The sequence below is a fragment of the Streptomyces sp. NPDC059037 genome, assembly GCF_042740015.1.
Lineage (GTDB): Bacteria > Actinomycetota > Actinomycetes > Streptomycetales > Streptomycetaceae > Streptomyces.
Genome location: NZ_JBHYIG010000241.1, coordinates 1 through 15,391, shown reverse-complemented (window position 1 = coordinate 15,391; position 15,391 = coordinate 1). Strand labels below are relative to the sequence as shown.

The following is a 15,391-nucleotide window of genomic DNA, read 5'->3' as shown; positions in this document are numbered from 1 at the left end:
ACACCGCTCTTGATTGTGTGTGTGGGGGGTTCTGTGTTTTTTTTAACGACTCTGTCTCTCTCCCCCTTCCCCCGCGGGCGGGGGGGTACCCCCCCCCCCCCGCGCCCCCGCGCTCGTCATGCCCGATCCGTCCTCAAGACCCCAGGCTCTGCTCGCCGTTCTCGCCGAAGTCCAGATCGGCCGCACGCTGGGCCACCTGGAGCCTGCGCTTGTCCAAACTCGGAGCGGGCTTGACCTCATGTCGCCGGGTCTGCTGTTCCTGCTCCTCCAGCTCCAGGTCGAGCTCCAGGTTCAGGTCGCGCTGCGCCTCACGGGCCGGAACCGGGGGAGCGAACGCCTCCTGCTCCTCGGCCCGGTGCAGAGCCCCAGCCACGCGCTCCCGGTAGAGGTTCTCCGTGGTGCCCTCGGTGCTCGCGCGCTCGGTCTGGTACTGCTCCTGTTCGGCGGCGATCTCCGCTTCGATCTGCTGCAGACGCGCGCTCATGCCGTCAGCGACCGGCGCTGCCTCAGGCACGGGCGCTCCGACGACCTGCTTGACCTCGGTGTCCAGGCCCAGCTCGTCCTCGGTGAACAGCGAGTTGATCGCGTCCGGACGCGCCTTCAGCCCGCGCGCATCGACCACAGCCTCAGCCCGTGGGACGCCGTCCTTGGAGTGGTCGGCGAAGTAGTCGGCGAGGTCGTAGCCGCTGGACTCGAGATCGATCTCCAAGCCCCCGATGTCGTGGATCTGGGTGAAGACCACGGCCGTATCGTCTTGGGTCTGTGCCCCCGACGGAGCGAGCACGAGCATGTCCGCCGTGACCGGCAGCTCCCACTCGATCCCGGTGACCTGCTCGGGCACGGCGAAGCCGCTCGTGAAGTAGCCCTTGCTGGCGAGCACGACCAGCTGCTGGTCGTCGAACTCGTAGAAGGCGTCTACCTTCTCGCCCTGGCCGAGGGAGTAGGTCACCTGGGAGATGCCGAACGGCAGTGCCTTGGCCGGGGTGACCGAGCGCAGCTCGCCCGTCATGTGCAGATACGGGCGGTAATTCTCCTCCTTGCCCCGGTGCTTGAGGTCGAGCGATTCGACCATGACGCCGAGCTCGGCGGTCACCCCCTCCAGCCGGTACGTCTCCACTCCTCGTTCACGCAAGACACGGTGGGCCCATACGTCGTTCATCGTCAGTCCTGCGGTGCGCATCACTTGCTCCTCTTGCGGTTGGTCTTGCTCTGGTTGGTGGTCCTGGTCGTGGACTTCGGTGTGACGTCGGCCCCGGTCGCCTCGCCCCGGGCGTCCCGGATCTTCGCGATCACCCGCGTTGCCCAGCGCCACATGCCGCGCATCACGACGATCTCGCCCGCGGCGAGCAGTGCGACCAGGAAGAGGAGCGGCATCAGCCACATGGCGATGCTTCCGTCCGCACTGAGCGCACCCCGGGATGCGCCCGACTGCTGGTGCAACCATGCGCCCAGCAGCGGGATGATGACCATGGCCGTGATGAACGCCAGCAGGTAGTCGGCGACAAGGACGATGGCCCGGAAGAACCCCGCCCACCCCACGACGGAGAACCTGCCGGTCTCCTTCTTCGGGGCCAGACGCCGCCATCCAGTGCGCAGCTTTGAGTCCTTCTGTTCCTTCACGGGCTTCGCCGTGGTCTTCTTCGCCGCCGCGGCCGTGCTTGTCGGGGCAGCCGTCTCGGTCTTCTCCAGGGTCTGGGTCGACATGTTCGTGTCCTTACGTCTCGTCGGGGTCTTCTGGCGTGCGTGCTGAAGCGGTGGGCGCTTCGCTCACCCGGTCGGCTTGGGGGTGGGCTGTTCCTCGCTGGCGGCAGCGGGGGCGTCGTGGGTCTTGCTGGAGGCCCGGTAGGCGTCCAGCGACGTCACCGTGCCGTCCTGAGAGGTGGAGTAGGTGAAGACCACGAACTCGCTCTTGGCAGCGCTGTTCTGATCCGGTCCGACGCGGACCGGGTCGAGCCGGGCCACCCCCGTGTAGGAGTAGTTCAGGCCCTGCACCCGACTCACATCGATGTCCAGATCAGCGAGCGTGTACGTCGTCCCAGCGCCCTTCGTGGCTCCGGTCGCCGTCATCCACTCCGGCACGAACTCGGTGAGCACCCGGGACTTGTGGTCGAGGAAGGCGTAGCGCGCGTCGAGCAGTACCTGCTGCTCCTTGACGGTCCGGGTCGACGCCGAGCTGTCGGTGAGGCTCAGCAGGAGGGACCGGCCCGTCGCCCTGTCACGGTCTACCCGCTCGATGTCCATGCCCGGCAGCTGAACCAGCAGCGCCGTGTGCTGCGTTGCGAGCTTGGCCCGGGCGTCGCCGAGGTTGCCTTCGAGCTTGTGAACAACTGCATCGGCCTGGGTGTCCGACGCGGCCGGGCTGTCGCTGAGCAGGCTGGCTCCGAGCGTGACCACCGAGAGCGCGAGCAGCGCCCCGGTGCCGCCGAGCAGGATCTTCCCGGCGTGCTGGCGCAGCTTGTCCTTGATCTCCTCCTTCACGGTGCCTTCACCTCCTGCTTCAGGGCCTCGCCCGTGGCCGTCGTGTCGGTCTGGATGTTCACGAACGCCTTGCGGACCTGGTTGTAATCGGCGCGGGCCAAGGCCAGCACCGCCGGCCTCTCGCCCGCGCCCGTCCTGGTCTCCATCGCCAGCCAGGTCACCGTGATGGTGCTGTCGTCGTTGACCAGGTAGGGCACCTGGGCGACCCACTCAAAGCCGGAGTTGAAGCTCATCGGGATCCCGACGCCGGCCGCCGCGTCCTTGTCACTGGCGAGCAGGTACCACGGCCCCAGGTCCGCCTGGTGCACCGAGGGGGCGAAGTAGGGGATGAGGTTGCGCAGCGTCGGCTGAGACGTCGCCGTGCCGAGCGTGCCGCCGTCTGCCGCCACGCTGGGCGTCAGGTAGCGGTAGTCGTTCTGCAGCTTCGCGACCTGACCAGCCGCCGTCAGGGCCGCGGTCAGACCACGCTCGGCGTCGTCGGCCTTCGGCAGCGCTGCCGTCTTCGCCTCGGTGATCCTGATCCGCTCCTGCAGAGAGGAGATCTCCGGCGCAGCCGTATCGCTCACCGCGCTCTGACCGCCGGAGAACCCCGCGGACAGTACGAAGCACAGCAGTGCGCCCAGACCCATGCTCACGCCGGCCACGAGGGTGCGCTTGCGCAGGCCGCCCGCGGGCTCCGTCTGCTCAGGAGTGTCCGCGCCCTCCTGCGAGGACGCGGATGTCGCGACGAAGCGCGTCTTGCGCACTGCGCCTCTACCCGACTCATCGGTCTGTGTCGATGCCATTGGTCCTCAACTTGCCGATTCACTCAAATACCAGGACAACTCTATCAATAAGACGAGTCGAAAGGTGGTGTGAGTCATCCGGAATAGCGAGTCTCGCCACTCGCCGGGACGCCGGAGAGATTCGAGACCTTGCCCTGGGCGTCGACCGTGACCAAGAGCAGCGCGCGCCGGTGCGCCGTGACACTGGCTTTGCTCGCCTTGTTCTGGGACACCGCGTCGGAGGTGACCTCGACGTCGGCCAGGATGGCGTAGGTGTAGACACCCGCCTTGACATCGACGACCTCGATGTCCGGATCCTCACCCAGAGCCGAATTCAGGCCGACCGTGTCGATGTAGTAGTAACGCCGCCCCTGGGAGTCCTCGTTGAACCTCGACGGAGGCATGAACGACTTCAGGAACGTCGCGTTCTCGGCGAGGCCGAACCGGCTCTTCAGGCTCTCGCGCGCCGCCTCGTAGCTCTGTCCCGAATCCCACGTGAAAGCCATCGAAAGCAGCGACTTGATGCGCTCGCCGTCGGTGCTCAGCCGGTTCTGACTGACACCCAGGGCCGCCATGACATCCGCGTTCACCTGCTCGGCGTTCTTCTGCTGGATGCCTGCCAGATGTCCCTCGACGCCGTTGATCCGGGTTTCCTGCTCAGCCAGGGCCGCGTGCAGGCTGCTCCAGGTCGCGCCGGCAACCGTCGCGACAACCGCGAGAACCGCTGCCGTCACCAGGACCGAGAGGTTGCTCCGGAAGAATCCCCGCCGAGTAGGTGCTGCCGTCTGCTCCGTCATCGCCTCCCGCCCTTCTTCTGTGCACCCGTGCCGCTGGGTTCGGGGACTCCGGACCGGGCCGGCATCTTGATTGCGGGGTTCTCGTACTGGGCCCCAGCGGCGGTCACCACGAGCGCCAAGTGGTCGAAGGCGCCCGCCGTGCCGTTGTGCACGTAGCGCGCGCTCGCCCAGGCGAGCACCTCGCCGCTTTTCGTGTCCCGACACAGCCAGACGACCTTCGCCTGGTTTGTCATACCCGAGACGTTCTTCATACTCAGGTCGGGCATCACCGTCTCGACCTTCCACGCGTACGTGCTCGGGGCAGCTGCGTTCTGGCCGTCGTAGCGGATGTACCAGGCGTAGCGCGGATCGATCTCGGTGGTCGCGTCGAACGGCGTCAGCGACGAGGTGCTGTACGCCTCCTTGGCACTGACCAGGAAAGAGTCCTTGCTGAACAGCGGGGCCATGTCCCGGCGGTGTTGGATGATCTCCAGCGTTGCCTTGTTCGGGGCCCCGTTGTTCGCGCTGGGCTGGACGCTGGCCTGGTGGAACAACGTGGCGAAGGCCTGCTCCCCGGTCGCGACCTTCTTCGCATCGGCGGCTGCCGCCTCGGTGAGCTTGGACAGATCCGCAGCGGCGTCCGCTGTCACGGGCGTGGACTGGGCATCATCCAGCTGCCCCTTGAGCTGGACGACCCGGGCCTTGTTGTCCGCCGTGCTCGCCTTGAAGCTCTCGCCGGCCACGCCCGTGGCGACGACCAGGGCAAGAATCCCGACGCCCATCACTGCGGTGACGCTGCGCCGGATCAAACGTGCGTTGTCCTCAGGGGGGCGCACCTGGACCTTCTCGCGCTGGCGCATCGTCCAGCCCGCGAAGCGCTCTTCGAGCTCAGCTCCGGTGACCTTCTTGCGCGTCTTCGGTGCCACCGGCCTCTCCTTGGGCATCGACCCGGTCTCCTGCTCGGGGTCCGTGCTCTCGGACTCAGCATGGACTGTCGTCACGGACACACTCCTCACTCCATGTTGCTCTCATAAACGACTCAAGTCTATCTCGAAAGACATTTCGGGCCGACTCTGAATCCATTCGATAAGCGGTCTGAAAAGCGAAGTCGACACGCAGGACCTGCACCGGACATGAAGAAGCCGGTGCCCCGATCACCCGGCACCGGCTTCTCCCTCCCAGATCAGATACGGCGCATCAGACCGTCTTGATCTTGTCGGAGGGGAGCATCGAATCCGACATGTCCACGAACTTCCAGCCCTCGGCCGCCATCCGCGCCGCGCTGTCGACGCGAACCCGACCCATGAAAGCGCAGTAGCCGGCCTCGCCGAGGATGACTTTGTCGCCCTGGACGCCGAGCACCACGAGAGTGTGGCCGGCGGGGCCGCGGCTCGGGCCGGAGCCCACTGAGTACGCCGTCGGGGTCGAGGACATCTGCATGCCGGTCTCCCTCGCAATCGTGTACGCCGTCTCCTTGCCGTCACCGGCCGGGTAGGTCTGGAACGTCGTGTACTTGTTCACGAAGTAGGTCGAGAACGACACGCAGTTCATCGCGTGGTTGCCGTTGCAGGAACCCGGGCCACCGCCCGGACCGTACCGGTCATCCAGGAACTTCCCGCCCTCCTTGTTGAAGAGGTCGACGAGGTCCTGGGCCTCCTCCTGCGTCATCCCGCCGTCCTTCAGCGAGACGGAACTGCCGCCCTTGGAGGTGCAGTTGCCCAGGATCGTATTGATCCCGTTCCCGATGTTCTCGATGATCCCGCCGACGATGTTCTCGACGCCGCCCACGATCGAGCTGTCGACCGACCAGCCGCTCATCTTGCCGAACCACATCTCGGCGTTGTCGCCTCGTGCGGTGAGCCCGGCCGCGCCGTCAGAGGAGCGCTCCCAGTTCTCGTGGAAGGCCAGTGCCGCCGCACGTGGCGAGCCCTGCGACTTCTTGAGCATGTCCTTGAAGACCGTGACATCGCCCGGGTTGTCACCATCGGCCATGAAGGCCAGCTGGGCCTTGACCGTGAACCAGTCGACGCCCTTGCTCTTCGCGTACTGGCGCAGCAACGTGTTGCGGCCGAACGTCCACTGCCCGAGACCGATGCCGTTGTCCGTGTTCTGCGCGGCGCTGGCCTTCTGGGCGGTCATGGCATACGTCCCCGTGGGGAAGTTCTGCACGCTCGTCGGGTCGATCCCGGACTCCTGCGACCAGTTGCCGAGGACGCCCGCGATGTTCTCCTTCGGCATCCCCCAGTTGCTGAGTACCGAGTAGATCTCCTTGGCGTTCTTCTCCACGTCCGCCGGGACGGCGGCCCCGGAACCGTTGCCGACGCTACCCGCGTTGACGACGCACGCCGTGCCGTTCGCGTTGATGCGGCCCTCGGTCAGCGCCGTCGAGTTGAGGACGCCGGTCAAGGCCGTGCCCAGCAGGGCCGCGGTGGCGGTCATCGCGACCGCACCCGACATGGCTGCCGCTGCAGGGGTCATCGTCGCCGTGACCGTGACGCCCAGGACCGTGCCGACCCCCTTGGCTATAAAGCCGACCCCTTTGGCCATCAGGCCGCCGAGCGCCGTGAACGGTGCAGCGATCGCATGACCAACCGCCTTGACGATGTTGACGATCAGCGTCCACAGCAGCCTCCCGGCGTTGACGGCCATCGCCATGGCCGCAAAGAACATGGACTTCAGCCAGTTCAGTAAGGCCATGGCCATGACCACCCCCATGGCCGGCGGAGCGGCAGCCGCGCCACCGCCGACGGCGGCGCCCTTGGCCGCCTTCGAGCCCAGGCCCTCGTCGTCCTTCGACGCACCGCGTTCGTAGCCCGTGCCGCCGGCACCCAGCTCGCGCTGGTCGGCTGGCTTGGCGTCCGGGCTGCCACCGGTGACCTTGGACACGCCCTTGACCGCGTCCTGGGCCCCCTCGACGCCGACGTTCTTCGCTGCGCCAACAGCGGCTCCCGGAAGCCCGCCAGCCTGTGCGCCGGCCACGGCACCGGAGACGGCAGCTCCTGCGTAACGTCCGGCGTTACGGCGGGTCGCGCTGTTGCCGTCTCCCCTGATCGCCTTCTGGGCCGCGCCTCCGGCCATGTTCCCGGCGGCGCCGTTCATGCCCTGCTTGATCTTCGACCCGGCATTCGCGGCACCGGCCGCCTTGCGCTGCTTGGGCACGCTGGCCTTGCCCTTGGAAGGCTTCTCGATGCCCTTCTTGGGGCCGAAGCTCTTGGTCCCGCGACCCTGCCGGGGCATCCCCTGACTCACCGACCTGCTCGGCTGACCCTTCGTCGTCCCCTTCTTGAGACTCCGATTCGGCTTGTCGGTGGCCATGTCGCTTTCCTTTCCGTCTCAATGCCAGGTAGCGGGATGCGTCACTTCATCTCCGCACTCAATGGAGCGTGGTGAGGAACGCCTTGTCGTCTCGAATGGTGCTGTTGGACTGCACGTCCCGCAGACTCTCGTCCAGTCGGAGCAAGTCGAGCGACAGATCCGACTCGTACTGCGACTTGTTCCGGGAGTAGTCCTGATACGCCTGTGAAAGGTTGTTCATGATGTTCATGAGAGGGCGCATCGTCACGTCAGAGGACTGGTAGTCCTTGGTGAGGCTGGTGCCGTCCGAGAGGGGCCACTGCATGTCCGAGATCTGCTGGCTCGTCGGATCCGAGCCCTCGTCACGCTTCTTGGTGAAGAACTGGGCGTAGCTCTGACCGGCCGGCACCAGGGCATCGAGGTAGCCGTCGTAGACGTTGCCTGCACGCCAGTTGAGGTCGAAGCCGCCCGGGGTGACGTGCTTGGTCTGCAGCGCCAGCGTCGAGACGCCGTCCTTGGCCTCGGCCGCGGAGACGCCCGTGATCTTGTCGGTGGCGATCGAGACCGGAACGGTCGGCGGACGCAGGAACAGGCCGTCGATCTTCGTCGTCTGCAGGTCGGAGGTGTACGACTGAATCTGCGTCAGATTTGTGCGCATCTCGACGAGCTTCTGGTCCAGGGCGTCCCTGGCCTCGGCCTCCTTCTCCTTAAGCGCGACCTCGTAGTAGGCCTGGGCCGGGTCGAAGGTCAGGGCGTCGAGCGCCGTGATCTTCTGGACCCCGGATGCGCCGGGGTTGAAGAAGACCCGCCACTGGTCGTACTTGGAGAACGTCTCGTCGCCGGCCAGCTTGCCGCTGCTCTGCGTCTGCTCGGCTCCGGGCGTGGTGAGTTCGGCGTTCGCACGGACCGTCAGGTTCAACACCTGGCGGTCGAAGGGTCGATCGGCGTTCAGGAGGACCCCGATGTAGCCGGTCGAACCGAAGGCGTGGAAGGAGCCCTTGATCCCGCTGGTGCTGACCGGCTCGCTGTTCAGCGAGGTGTCCGACCCGAGCAGGAACGCCCTGTAGTCCGCGGCGTTGTACGAGATCTGGGCGGTCGGACTGAAGTGCATCATCACGAGCGCCTTGTTGCCGCTCTCGTTGGTGTAGATCCCGTCGACGGTGCCGTCGAGATTCGTCTTCGACGTCTTGAAGTCGCTGGTGTACAGCGCCGTCTGCGACAGCGAGTCCCGCTCCGCCTGGTACGCCGAGGCCCCCGATGCGCTGATCACGATCGCGCCCGTGACCGCGAAGATGCCGAAGAACACCCCAAAACGCTCGATCGCGTGGTGCGAGTCGAGCTTGAACTTCCTGCTGAAGGCCAGCGCCTTGTCCTTGATCCCCATGTTCTGCTCTCTTTCGTGCCTGGACCGTGCTGCGGGCCCGGATATGGCGAACCGGGCCGGAGGAGGCCTTGCACCTCAACCGACCCGGTTCGCTCGACGCCTTTGTCTCCGGTCGTGTGCACGGTCTGTGACGGCCTCCTACTTGGAATGGCCGCTCAGGAACCCGCTGAACTGATCGACGGTATGGACGATCACCGTGCCGCCGCCGAGGTCCGTGATGGTCTGCTGGCCGCCGGAACCGACCGTCGAGATCAGCGACCACCCGCCACTGCCCAGGGCTCCACCGACGAGAATCAGGAGCGCGATCGTGCCCCAGCCCTGCTGCTGGCCCGCGGACTGCGGGTTGGCCATCAGCTTCTTGATCAGGAGCACGCCACCCCAGACCAGGCCGACAGCACCGAGCAGCATGAGCAGAAGACCGCCCCAGAGCTGGATCTGCGACTTGGCGTTCTCCAGGAAGCTCGTGAGGTCCCAGGCTGCGCTCGGCAGGGAGGTCTGTGTGAGGACGGCTGCCTCGTGGATCTTCGTCACGGTTCTTTCCTCTCGCCTTTCGAATCATTCGGTGGCATGACAGTGAGTCACAAGGCAACAAGCGCAGATCGTCCACCTGGATGGGCAGTGATAGAAGCCGGAGCGGTCAGCGACATGCTGCCAGGTCCCCCCGCTGGCTCGTATACGTCCGCATCTTCAATGACTAATCTACCCCATTAAAATGACGTGTCACAGAGGCATGTTAAAGGGGCTATCGATAAAGAGTCGAAAGGCACTCGGAAACGAGGCGAATCGACGCCGCGATGCGCGATCGCAGGCCGCGGCGGAGTCCTGTGGAATCCGCAGTGCGAGATGTGTAATGTGCCGCTCCAGCACCGCCGCGGCGCCGACCTGCTCGATTTCGAGGCGGGCCACCCCCACACACCCCCGTCGATCGCGATCTCGACCAGGAAGTGCCAAACCGTCATGAACCCACTGCCCGGCGACCTTTTCGCCCGCCGACTTCGTCAAGAACGCGAACGCCTCGGCATCAGCCAGGCCGAACTGGCGCGCCGTATGGCCGCACTGCTCGGTACGAACGTTGACTCCACCGCCATCACACGCATCGAGCAGCAGACCCGCGCGGTCAGGCTCGACGAGGCGGTCACCGCCGCCGAGGCTCTCGGGGTTCCTCTAATCACACTGGTCAGCGACAACTACGCCCGGGAAAACGAGGCTGAGATCCAGAACCAGCTCGCCGAGCTCGCCCTCACCGAACAGGAATGGGAGAGGTTGCGCCAGAAGATCCACCGGATCACCCAGACCATCCAGCAACTCTCCGCCGAGCGGGAGGCCTTCCGCTCTCACGCGCTGGACGTCAACCCTGAAACCGTCGGCGACTACGAGCTCGACCCTGAGACCCAGGCCGCTCTCGACGCCCGGAAGCGTGATGTCCGCAACAAGCCGGCCGGAGAGGCCGCAGGCTCAGGCGCATAACGCTGTTGCGGGCAGCCGGGCTGCATCCCCGGTCGCACGCGTTCACCGTCTCGGGTCTCCACCACCGGATGCCTCTGGCTGAACTCGCGGCCACGGGCTCGGCATCGGACCACGACCGCGCTAGCCGTCTACCTAGTCTCTGGCCGGATCGAGCTCGGTGGCCTGGAGCCCCTGGACGGCTGCCGCCGGAGGGATGTGATGGGTCTGGGCCCGGCGCGTGATGCCGCAGCGGCGCTAGACGGACTTCGATGCCTGGGCGTCCTTCAATGTCCGGATAACCTTCATGTCGCGGCATGTGCAGGTCCACCGCCGCGGCGTGTGAGTACCTGGAGGGTCCTCCGAACGTTCCCCTTCAGGTGCCAGTAGCCGGGCGATCGCCTCCACGGTCGCCGGGGACGCGCCCGGTTCGGACGCAGGAGATGCACTGGGAATGGCCGGCGAGGAGCGCGGCGAGCTGGGGGGAAGCGAGGCTGGCCGCAGATGCGGCACGGCGACGGCCGGCGGTCGTTGACCCGGCCGAGGTGGGGAATGGTCAGTTCCACGCCGCTCTCGTACGAGCGATCGCGGACTGAGCTTGATCTTTATCTACCAGGAAGCTGTGACTCCATGGCCCCATGATGCGCTGGAGCCCCATCTAGGTCAGCGGGCGAGGTCGGTTCAGCCTCATTGTTTCGGCCTCAGCCGAAGAGCCTGCCCGCCAAGGCACTCCGGGCTGTCTGATGGAACTGCGCCCTGCAGAGGGGCATCCAGGGATCATGCCACCGGTCCTCGTGGCGTGCAGACAGGAGACGAACGCAGATGCGTACATCACACACCCGGACTCGCACCGTCACTCGGGCCACCATGGCTGCAGCCGCACTTGCCGCTGCTGTTGCCATCCCGCTCGGGGTGGCAACTCCCGCCTACGCTGGCCAAGTGCGGTGCAGTTCGGACACCACATCTGGAGCGTGGAAGGGGCGCTGCTTCCGCTATCCGACCGACGGCGACTCTGGCGGTGTCAGCGGAAGCGTCCACAACTACAAACCTGGCACCGACGCCTACGCGCGCAACTACTTTCACGCCAAGGGCGAGTACTTCACCCTTCACAACGAGACATCCCATGACGCCTACTTCTCGGCGTGGCGCTACGTCGATGAGGAATGGAAGGTCATCTTCCCGGAGGTCAAACTCTCCGCTGGGGAAAGCCGGGAACTCGACTTCATTCTCCCTGAAGGCCAAGACGTTGCCGCCAGAGTGTGCGTGAAGAGTCGAGGGTGCGTCACCCTCGACTCGTATCGCTCCTGAGCTTGTCCTTCTTCTTCGGCCTCGAACGGCGCCCCGAACGGGGTCACTCGCCTGGGAGTTCGCCGGACGTGAGGGCGGCCTTCGTCTGATCCTGTGCTCCGTCACAGAGATACGGGATCAAGCGAAGGCCGTTGCCATGAGTGTGGTGTGCCCGCAGGACCGGCGGGAAGCGTTCGCGGAGGCGTCACGCTTCCGTGGCGCCTTCTACGGATGTCTGACCGCCCGGCGCGATGAACTGTTCGAGCTGACCGACGCCATGCTGTGCGTGGACGGCCCGGTCCTCTCACCGGTCGACTTGACGCTGGTGCCCGAACACCGCCGGGGCACGGAGCGTTGTACGGAGCCCTCAACCGCGGCTGGATCAACACCGAACAGCTGCGGATCCTGCTGGCCAGCTTGCCGTTGCCGCGCTTCGACGGTGGCCGCCTGGTCCTTGCTGTCGACGTGAGTCCGTGGCTGCGCTCGGACGCGCCGTGCTCGGCGGAACGGCTCTTCTGCCATGTCTACGGCCGGGCGAAGTCCGCCTCCCAGTTCATCCCGGGCTGGCCCTACTCCTTCGTGGCTGTGCTGGAGCCCGGGGCCACCTCATGGACCGGGGTCCTGGATGCGGTCCGGCTCGGCCCCGAAGACGACGCGACCGCCGTCACCGCGACCCAGCTGCGGGCTGTGGCGGAACGTCTCATCGCCGCGGGCCAGTGGCAGCCCGGAGACCCGGACATCACGGTCGTCATGGACGCCGGCTATGACGTCACCCGCCTGGCCTGGGTACTGCGCGATCTGCCTGTCGAGCTGGTCGGGCGGATCCGCTCGGACCGGGTGATGTGCACTCCCGCGCCCTCGCGCGAGGAGTTCCACCGCGCCCACCCCCGCAGCGGCCACCCGCCCAAGCACGGGCCGGAGTTCCGCTTCACCAAGCCCGAGACCTGGCCCGAAACCCTCCGTGACCACGGCCACCGACACCGCCAACTACGGCAAGGCCGAAGCACAGGCGTGGGACCGGGTCCACCCCAGACTGAGCCACCGCTCTGCCTGGCTGGAGCACGACGGCGAACTCCCCGTCGTCGAGGGCACCCTGATCCGGCTGATGGTCGAGCACCTCTCCAAGGACCGGGACGCACCGCCGGTCTGGCTGTGGTCCTCGAAAACCGGCGCCGCCCCGGCCAACGTCGACCGCTGCTGGACAGTCTTCCTGAGGCGCTTCGACCTGGAGCACACCTTCAGGTTCGGGAAGACGACGCTCGGCTGGACCACCCCGAAACTGCGGACTCCCGAGGCGGCGGACCGCTGGACCTGGCTCATGGTCGTCGCGCACACCCAACTCCGGCTCGCCCGCCCGCTCGCCGCCGACCTCCGCAGACCCTGGGAACAGCCGGGGGAACCCGCGCGACTGACCCCGGCCCGGGTCCGCCGCGGGTTCAGAAACATCGGCCCCCACCTCGCCTGTCCCGCCCGTGTTCCCCAACCTCGCGGCACCGGTCCCGGACGACCGCCCGGAACCAAGAACCGCCGTCCCGCACCCCGCTACGACGTGGGCAAGACCGCCAAACGCCCCGAGACCCTCAAAGCCACCGGCAAACCAGGCAGATCCTGGTAGATAAAGATCAAGCTGAGGGGCGTAGTGCCCTTGAAGCGGAAGCTGCGATCTTCGCCCGGGTAGACGAGGGCACCCCCCACATCGCCGAGATTCTCGAGCGGTACAGCTAGGCTCGTAGCATGGGATTCGACTGGGAGAACATGCTCGGCACAAGCGGCAACGGCCTCAGCGTTGCCTACGACGGCACGGTCTCCGCAGTCATCTACAGCGAGGACCCGGGGGGTGATCGTCGGCCACTCCCGGTCGGAGAAGAGCACGACGACTCAGACGGCCTGAGCTGACCTCAGTACACACACGACAACGCCCCGGTGAGCCGGGGCGTTTCATCACCTCAGGGGTCGGGGCGGGTCAGCGGGTAGTCAAGAGAAGGCCGAGCTCGACCCTGCGCTCCATGGGGAGTTCCGGCCAGCTCGCGACGAGATTCGCAACCAATGCATTGAGGTCGTCTTTGACCTGTTCCTCTACCTGCTCGTCGGGGCGGGGAGCGATGACCGGCATGGCCAGTGGCGGCAGGTCCGACTCGCGAATCTTTCAGCTTGCCGCCGACCCGGACGGCAGGCATCGCGCCATCGGCAATCTAGCTACGGATCGCGATCGAGGGACCGCGGTTCGCGTCCTCCTGCAACGTCGACCATCGCCTCGATAAGGTCAGTCCAGCGGGTCAGGACCTTGAGAACCACGTCCGTACCCGAGGACTCCAACGTGCTGACGGCCTCGCCGTCCTGATGGGCGAACAGCACCTCGGGGCGTTCCCCGAACAGCTTGGACAGGCTCATCCGGTTGCGCTGCCCGGTGCGCCGACGGCCGGACTCCCGGGCACTGACCAGGCTCCCATCGGCCGAGAGACGGGTGATTTGGTTCAGCGCCGCGGCGACCTCCTCCTGGGTCATGTTCCGGGCCTGTCGAGCCCGGCGAAGAGACGAGTCAACACCGTCTGAGGACACCACCGTGACGCCCCTCCCGCATACCTCTTGACGCCCCCAAGTGTCGCCTGAATGCGGTGCGTTGGCGAGCCGCGCTGACGCATCGCTCTCGTCCTGCGCGTGGGAGGCACGCATGTCCCGCCCGAATCGGCCGCAGCGTCCCGGGTCGGGCGTGTCTGACTCACCTTGTCGGCATCGGCCGCTTGCTGCGGCCCTCCTCCTCGGTGCGCCCTAGGATGCTGGCCGGAAGTTGCAGGTCGGTGCAATCACGCTGGTCGGCCGCGCGCTGGGTGAATGCGACCGACAGCGATCGAGCGAAGGCCGGATCGTTTGACCTGCCGGTCTGCGGCAGGATCTGAAACAGGGCACGGGACGCGTCTCCTGGACACTCAGCGCTCGCCCAGAAGAACTCCTACGCATCCTTGTTACCGCCACCGGCCGGCTTCCCGAGCATGCCGTCGTCCCAGCCTTCGCCGCGCTCCCGCTGGGCGTACGGACCGAACGAGGCCTGCAGGCGGTAGCCGGTTCCGATGTCCACATCCCCCCACCAAGCACTCTGCGAACGGCGCGAGCCGGTCGGCGGGGCTTCGGCGACCTTGTCGATCTTCTTGTTTCGAGGCCCGGGCAGTCCGGCACAGGTGCCTGCGGCCTCCTGCATCGTGGAGGAGTCTGTCGCCGGGGCGACGACCGGCACGTGCGTGCCCGGCTTGGTCTCGCAGCCCCAGCGGCCGGAGGCCTTGGCGGCGGTCGCGGTGACCAGATCGGCCACCTTTCGGGCCTCCTTCTTGTTGGGCTCCTCCGAGCTGAGCTGGGCGGTGACGGCGATCGCCTCATCGCTGTTGACACAAGGAAGGACGACAGTGGTGTTCACGCCGTCGGTGAAGCCTCGCCACCCTCCACCCAACGGTGTGGGCAGCGCCTCCGCGCGCAGCAGCGGGAGGTGGAATTTCAGGTCGAAGGAGTCGCTCGGAATGCGGGCAGCGGTGACGAAAATGTCCAACTCCCTGATCCAGCAGAATTCGTAGCCCAGTTCTGGGGTGCCGCGCCGAAGGTCGTGGGGCAGGCCTGTCTCCGGGGCGGTCGTGAGACCTGTGACGGCCACGGTCTCGTCGTAGGGCAGCACGCCGCCGATCGGTTGATCACCGAGTGAAAGGCGAGCGGACGCCGTGCCGCGTCAAGGCCCGTGTGAGCGCTGCGGGAACCACGGTCGATCTGAAACTGGAGTGGGTGCCCGCTGACTTTGCCGTGCGGATCCTCTAGATGCTCAATCCCGCACCGCTCCTGGAAGGGGGATTATGTCCGGTCCGCCGGCGCATGTGGTGTGAACGGACCGGGGGCCCCCAAAGGACAACCCCGGAAAGGGGGTGCCCAACCAACCACTAGAACCCACAAAAAAACAAGAGCGGGAAAAAACATAAGCATTGGGG

At 66.3% G+C, this 15,391-nt stretch carries 14 protein-coding genes and 1 pseudogene; 4 read left to right on the top strand and 11 right to left on the bottom strand.

What is annotated here, in order from left to right:
* Window positions 1-133: 133 nt before the first annotated feature.
* The 9 genes from ACFWY6_RS34935 to ACFWY6_RS34895 form a co-directional block, all read right to left on the bottom strand.
* Window positions 134-1,180 carry a hypothetical protein gene (locus tag ACFWY6_RS34935; protein WP_384699247.1) on the bottom strand — a complete coding sequence of 349 codons (1,047 nt, stop codon included), beginning with the start codon at window positions 1,178-1,180 and terminating at the stop codon, window positions 134-136.
* On the bottom strand, window positions 1,180-1,704 hold the full coding sequence (locus ACFWY6_RS34930) for a hypothetical protein (RefSeq protein ID WP_384699244.1): 525 nt from the start codon (window positions 1,702-1,704) through the stop codon (window positions 1,180-1,182). The genes ACFWY6_RS34935 and ACFWY6_RS34930 overlap by 1 nt, the downstream gene beginning before the upstream one ends.
* Window positions 1,705-1,767: 63 nt before the next feature.
* The gene (locus ACFWY6_RS34925) at window positions 1,768-2,478 is read right to left on the bottom strand and encodes a hypothetical protein (protein WP_384699241.1); all 711 of its coding nucleotides are present in this window, start codon (window positions 2,476-2,478) and stop codon (window positions 1,768-1,770) included.
* Window positions 2,475-3,224, bottom strand: coding sequence for a hypothetical protein (locus ACFWY6_RS34920; protein ID WP_384699239.1), 750 nt, complete (start codon window positions 3,222-3,224; stop codon window positions 2,475-2,477). Before ACFWY6_RS34920 ends, ACFWY6_RS34925 begins: the two co-directional genes overlap by 4 nt.
* Window positions 3,225-3,337: 113 nt before the next feature.
* On the bottom strand, window positions 3,338-4,039 hold the full coding sequence (locus ACFWY6_RS34915; RefSeq protein WP_384699236.1) for a hypothetical protein: 702 nt from the start codon (window positions 4,037-4,039) through the stop codon (window positions 3,338-3,340).
* Complete coding sequence (locus ACFWY6_RS34910) at window positions 4,036-5,019, bottom strand: hypothetical protein (protein ID WP_384699232.1); 984 nt, start codon at window positions 5,017-5,019, stop codon at window positions 4,036-4,038. Before ACFWY6_RS34910 ends, ACFWY6_RS34915 begins: the two co-directional genes overlap by 4 nt.
* Before the next feature lie 196 nt (window positions 5,020-5,215).
* Window positions 5,216-7,333: a phage tail tip lysozyme gene (locus ACFWY6_RS34905; RefSeq protein WP_384699229.1), complete on the bottom strand. Its 2,118-nt coding sequence runs from the start codon at window positions 7,331-7,333 to the stop codon at window positions 5,216-5,218.
* A 58-nt stretch (window positions 7,334-7,391) separates the two neighbouring features.
* Entirely contained in the window at window positions 7,392-8,696 is a 1,305-nt protein-coding gene (locus ACFWY6_RS34900) for a hypothetical protein (protein WP_384699227.1), read from the bottom strand.
* A gap of 138 nt (window positions 8,697-8,834) precedes the next feature.
* The gene (locus ACFWY6_RS34895) at window positions 8,835-9,227 is read right to left on the bottom strand and encodes a hypothetical protein (protein ID WP_384699224.1); all 393 of its coding nucleotides are present in this window, start codon (window positions 9,225-9,227) and stop codon (window positions 8,835-8,837) included.
* Between the two features lie 321 nt (window positions 9,228-9,548).
* On the opposite strand from ACFWY6_RS34895, the gene ACFWY6_RS34890 reads away from it, so the two are divergent.
* From ACFWY6_RS34890 to ACFWY6_RS34875, 4 genes and pseudogenes are all read left to right on the top strand, one after another.
* Complete coding sequence (locus ACFWY6_RS34890; RefSeq protein ID WP_384699221.1) at window positions 9,549-10,163, top strand: helix-turn-helix domain-containing protein; 615 nt, start codon at window positions 9,549-9,551, stop codon at window positions 10,161-10,163.
* A gap of 843 nt (window positions 10,164-11,006) precedes the next feature.
* A complete protein-coding gene (locus tag ACFWY6_RS34885) occupies window positions 11,007-11,447 on the top strand; it encodes a hypothetical protein (protein WP_384699218.1) in 441 nt (146 codons plus the stop codon).
* 136 nt (window positions 11,448-11,583) lie between these two features.
* Window positions 11,584-13,041, top strand: a pseudogene (locus ACFWY6_RS34880) (NF041680 family putative transposase).
* Window positions 13,042-13,160: 119 nt separating this feature from the next.
* The gene (locus ACFWY6_RS34875) at window positions 13,161-13,322 is read left to right on the top strand and encodes a hypothetical protein (RefSeq protein WP_384699215.1); all 162 of its coding nucleotides are present in this window, start codon (window positions 13,161-13,163) and stop codon (window positions 13,320-13,322) included.
* 300 nt (window positions 13,323-13,622) lie between these two features.
* On the opposite strand, the gene ACFWY6_RS34870 is transcribed toward ACFWY6_RS34875, so the two are convergent.
* The gene (locus ACFWY6_RS34870; RefSeq protein ID WP_384699213.1) at window positions 13,623-13,931 is read right to left on the bottom strand and encodes a hypothetical protein; all 309 of its coding nucleotides are present in this window, start codon (window positions 13,929-13,931) and stop codon (window positions 13,623-13,625) included.
* Window positions 13,932-14,376: 445 nt separating this feature from the next.
* On the bottom strand, window positions 14,377-15,066 hold the full coding sequence (locus tag ACFWY6_RS34865; RefSeq protein ID WP_384699210.1) for a hypothetical protein: 690 nt from the start codon (window positions 15,064-15,066) through the stop codon (window positions 14,377-14,379).
* Window positions 15,067-15,391: the final 325 nt, after the last annotated feature.

Excerpts from the sequence above, each read along its gene's own strand:
- ACFWY6_RS34935 (WP_384699247.1), bottom strand. The coding sequence starts at position 1,180 with ATGCGCACCGCAGGACTGACGATGAACGACGTATGGGCCCACCGTGTC.
- ACFWY6_RS34930 (WP_384699244.1), bottom strand. The coding sequence starts at position 1,704 with ATGTCGACCCAGACCCTGGAGAAGACCGAGACGGCTGCCCCGACAAGC.
- ACFWY6_RS34915 (WP_384699236.1), bottom strand. The coding sequence starts at position 4,039 with ATGACGGAGCAGACGGCAGCACCTACTCGGCGGGGATTCTTCCGGAGC.
- ACFWY6_RS34905 (WP_384699229.1), bottom strand. The coding sequence starts at position 7,333 with ATGGCCACCGACAAGCCGAATCGGAGTCTCAAGAAGGGGACGACGAAG.
- ACFWY6_RS34900 (WP_384699227.1), bottom strand. The coding sequence starts at position 8,696 with ATGGGGATCAAGGACAAGGCGCTGGCCTTCAGCAGGAAGTTCAAGCTC.
- ACFWY6_RS34885 (WP_384699218.1), top strand. The coding sequence starts at position 11,007 with ATGGCTGCAGCCGCACTTGCCGCTGCTGTTGCCATCCCGCTCGGGGTG.
- ACFWY6_RS34875 (WP_384699215.1), top strand. The coding sequence starts at position 13,161 with ATGGGATTCGACTGGGAGAACATGCTCGGCACAAGCGGCAACGGCCTC.
- ACFWY6_RS34870 (WP_384699213.1), bottom strand. The coding sequence starts at position 13,931 with ATGACCCAGGAGGAGGTCGCCGCGGCGCTGAACCAAATCACCCGTCTC.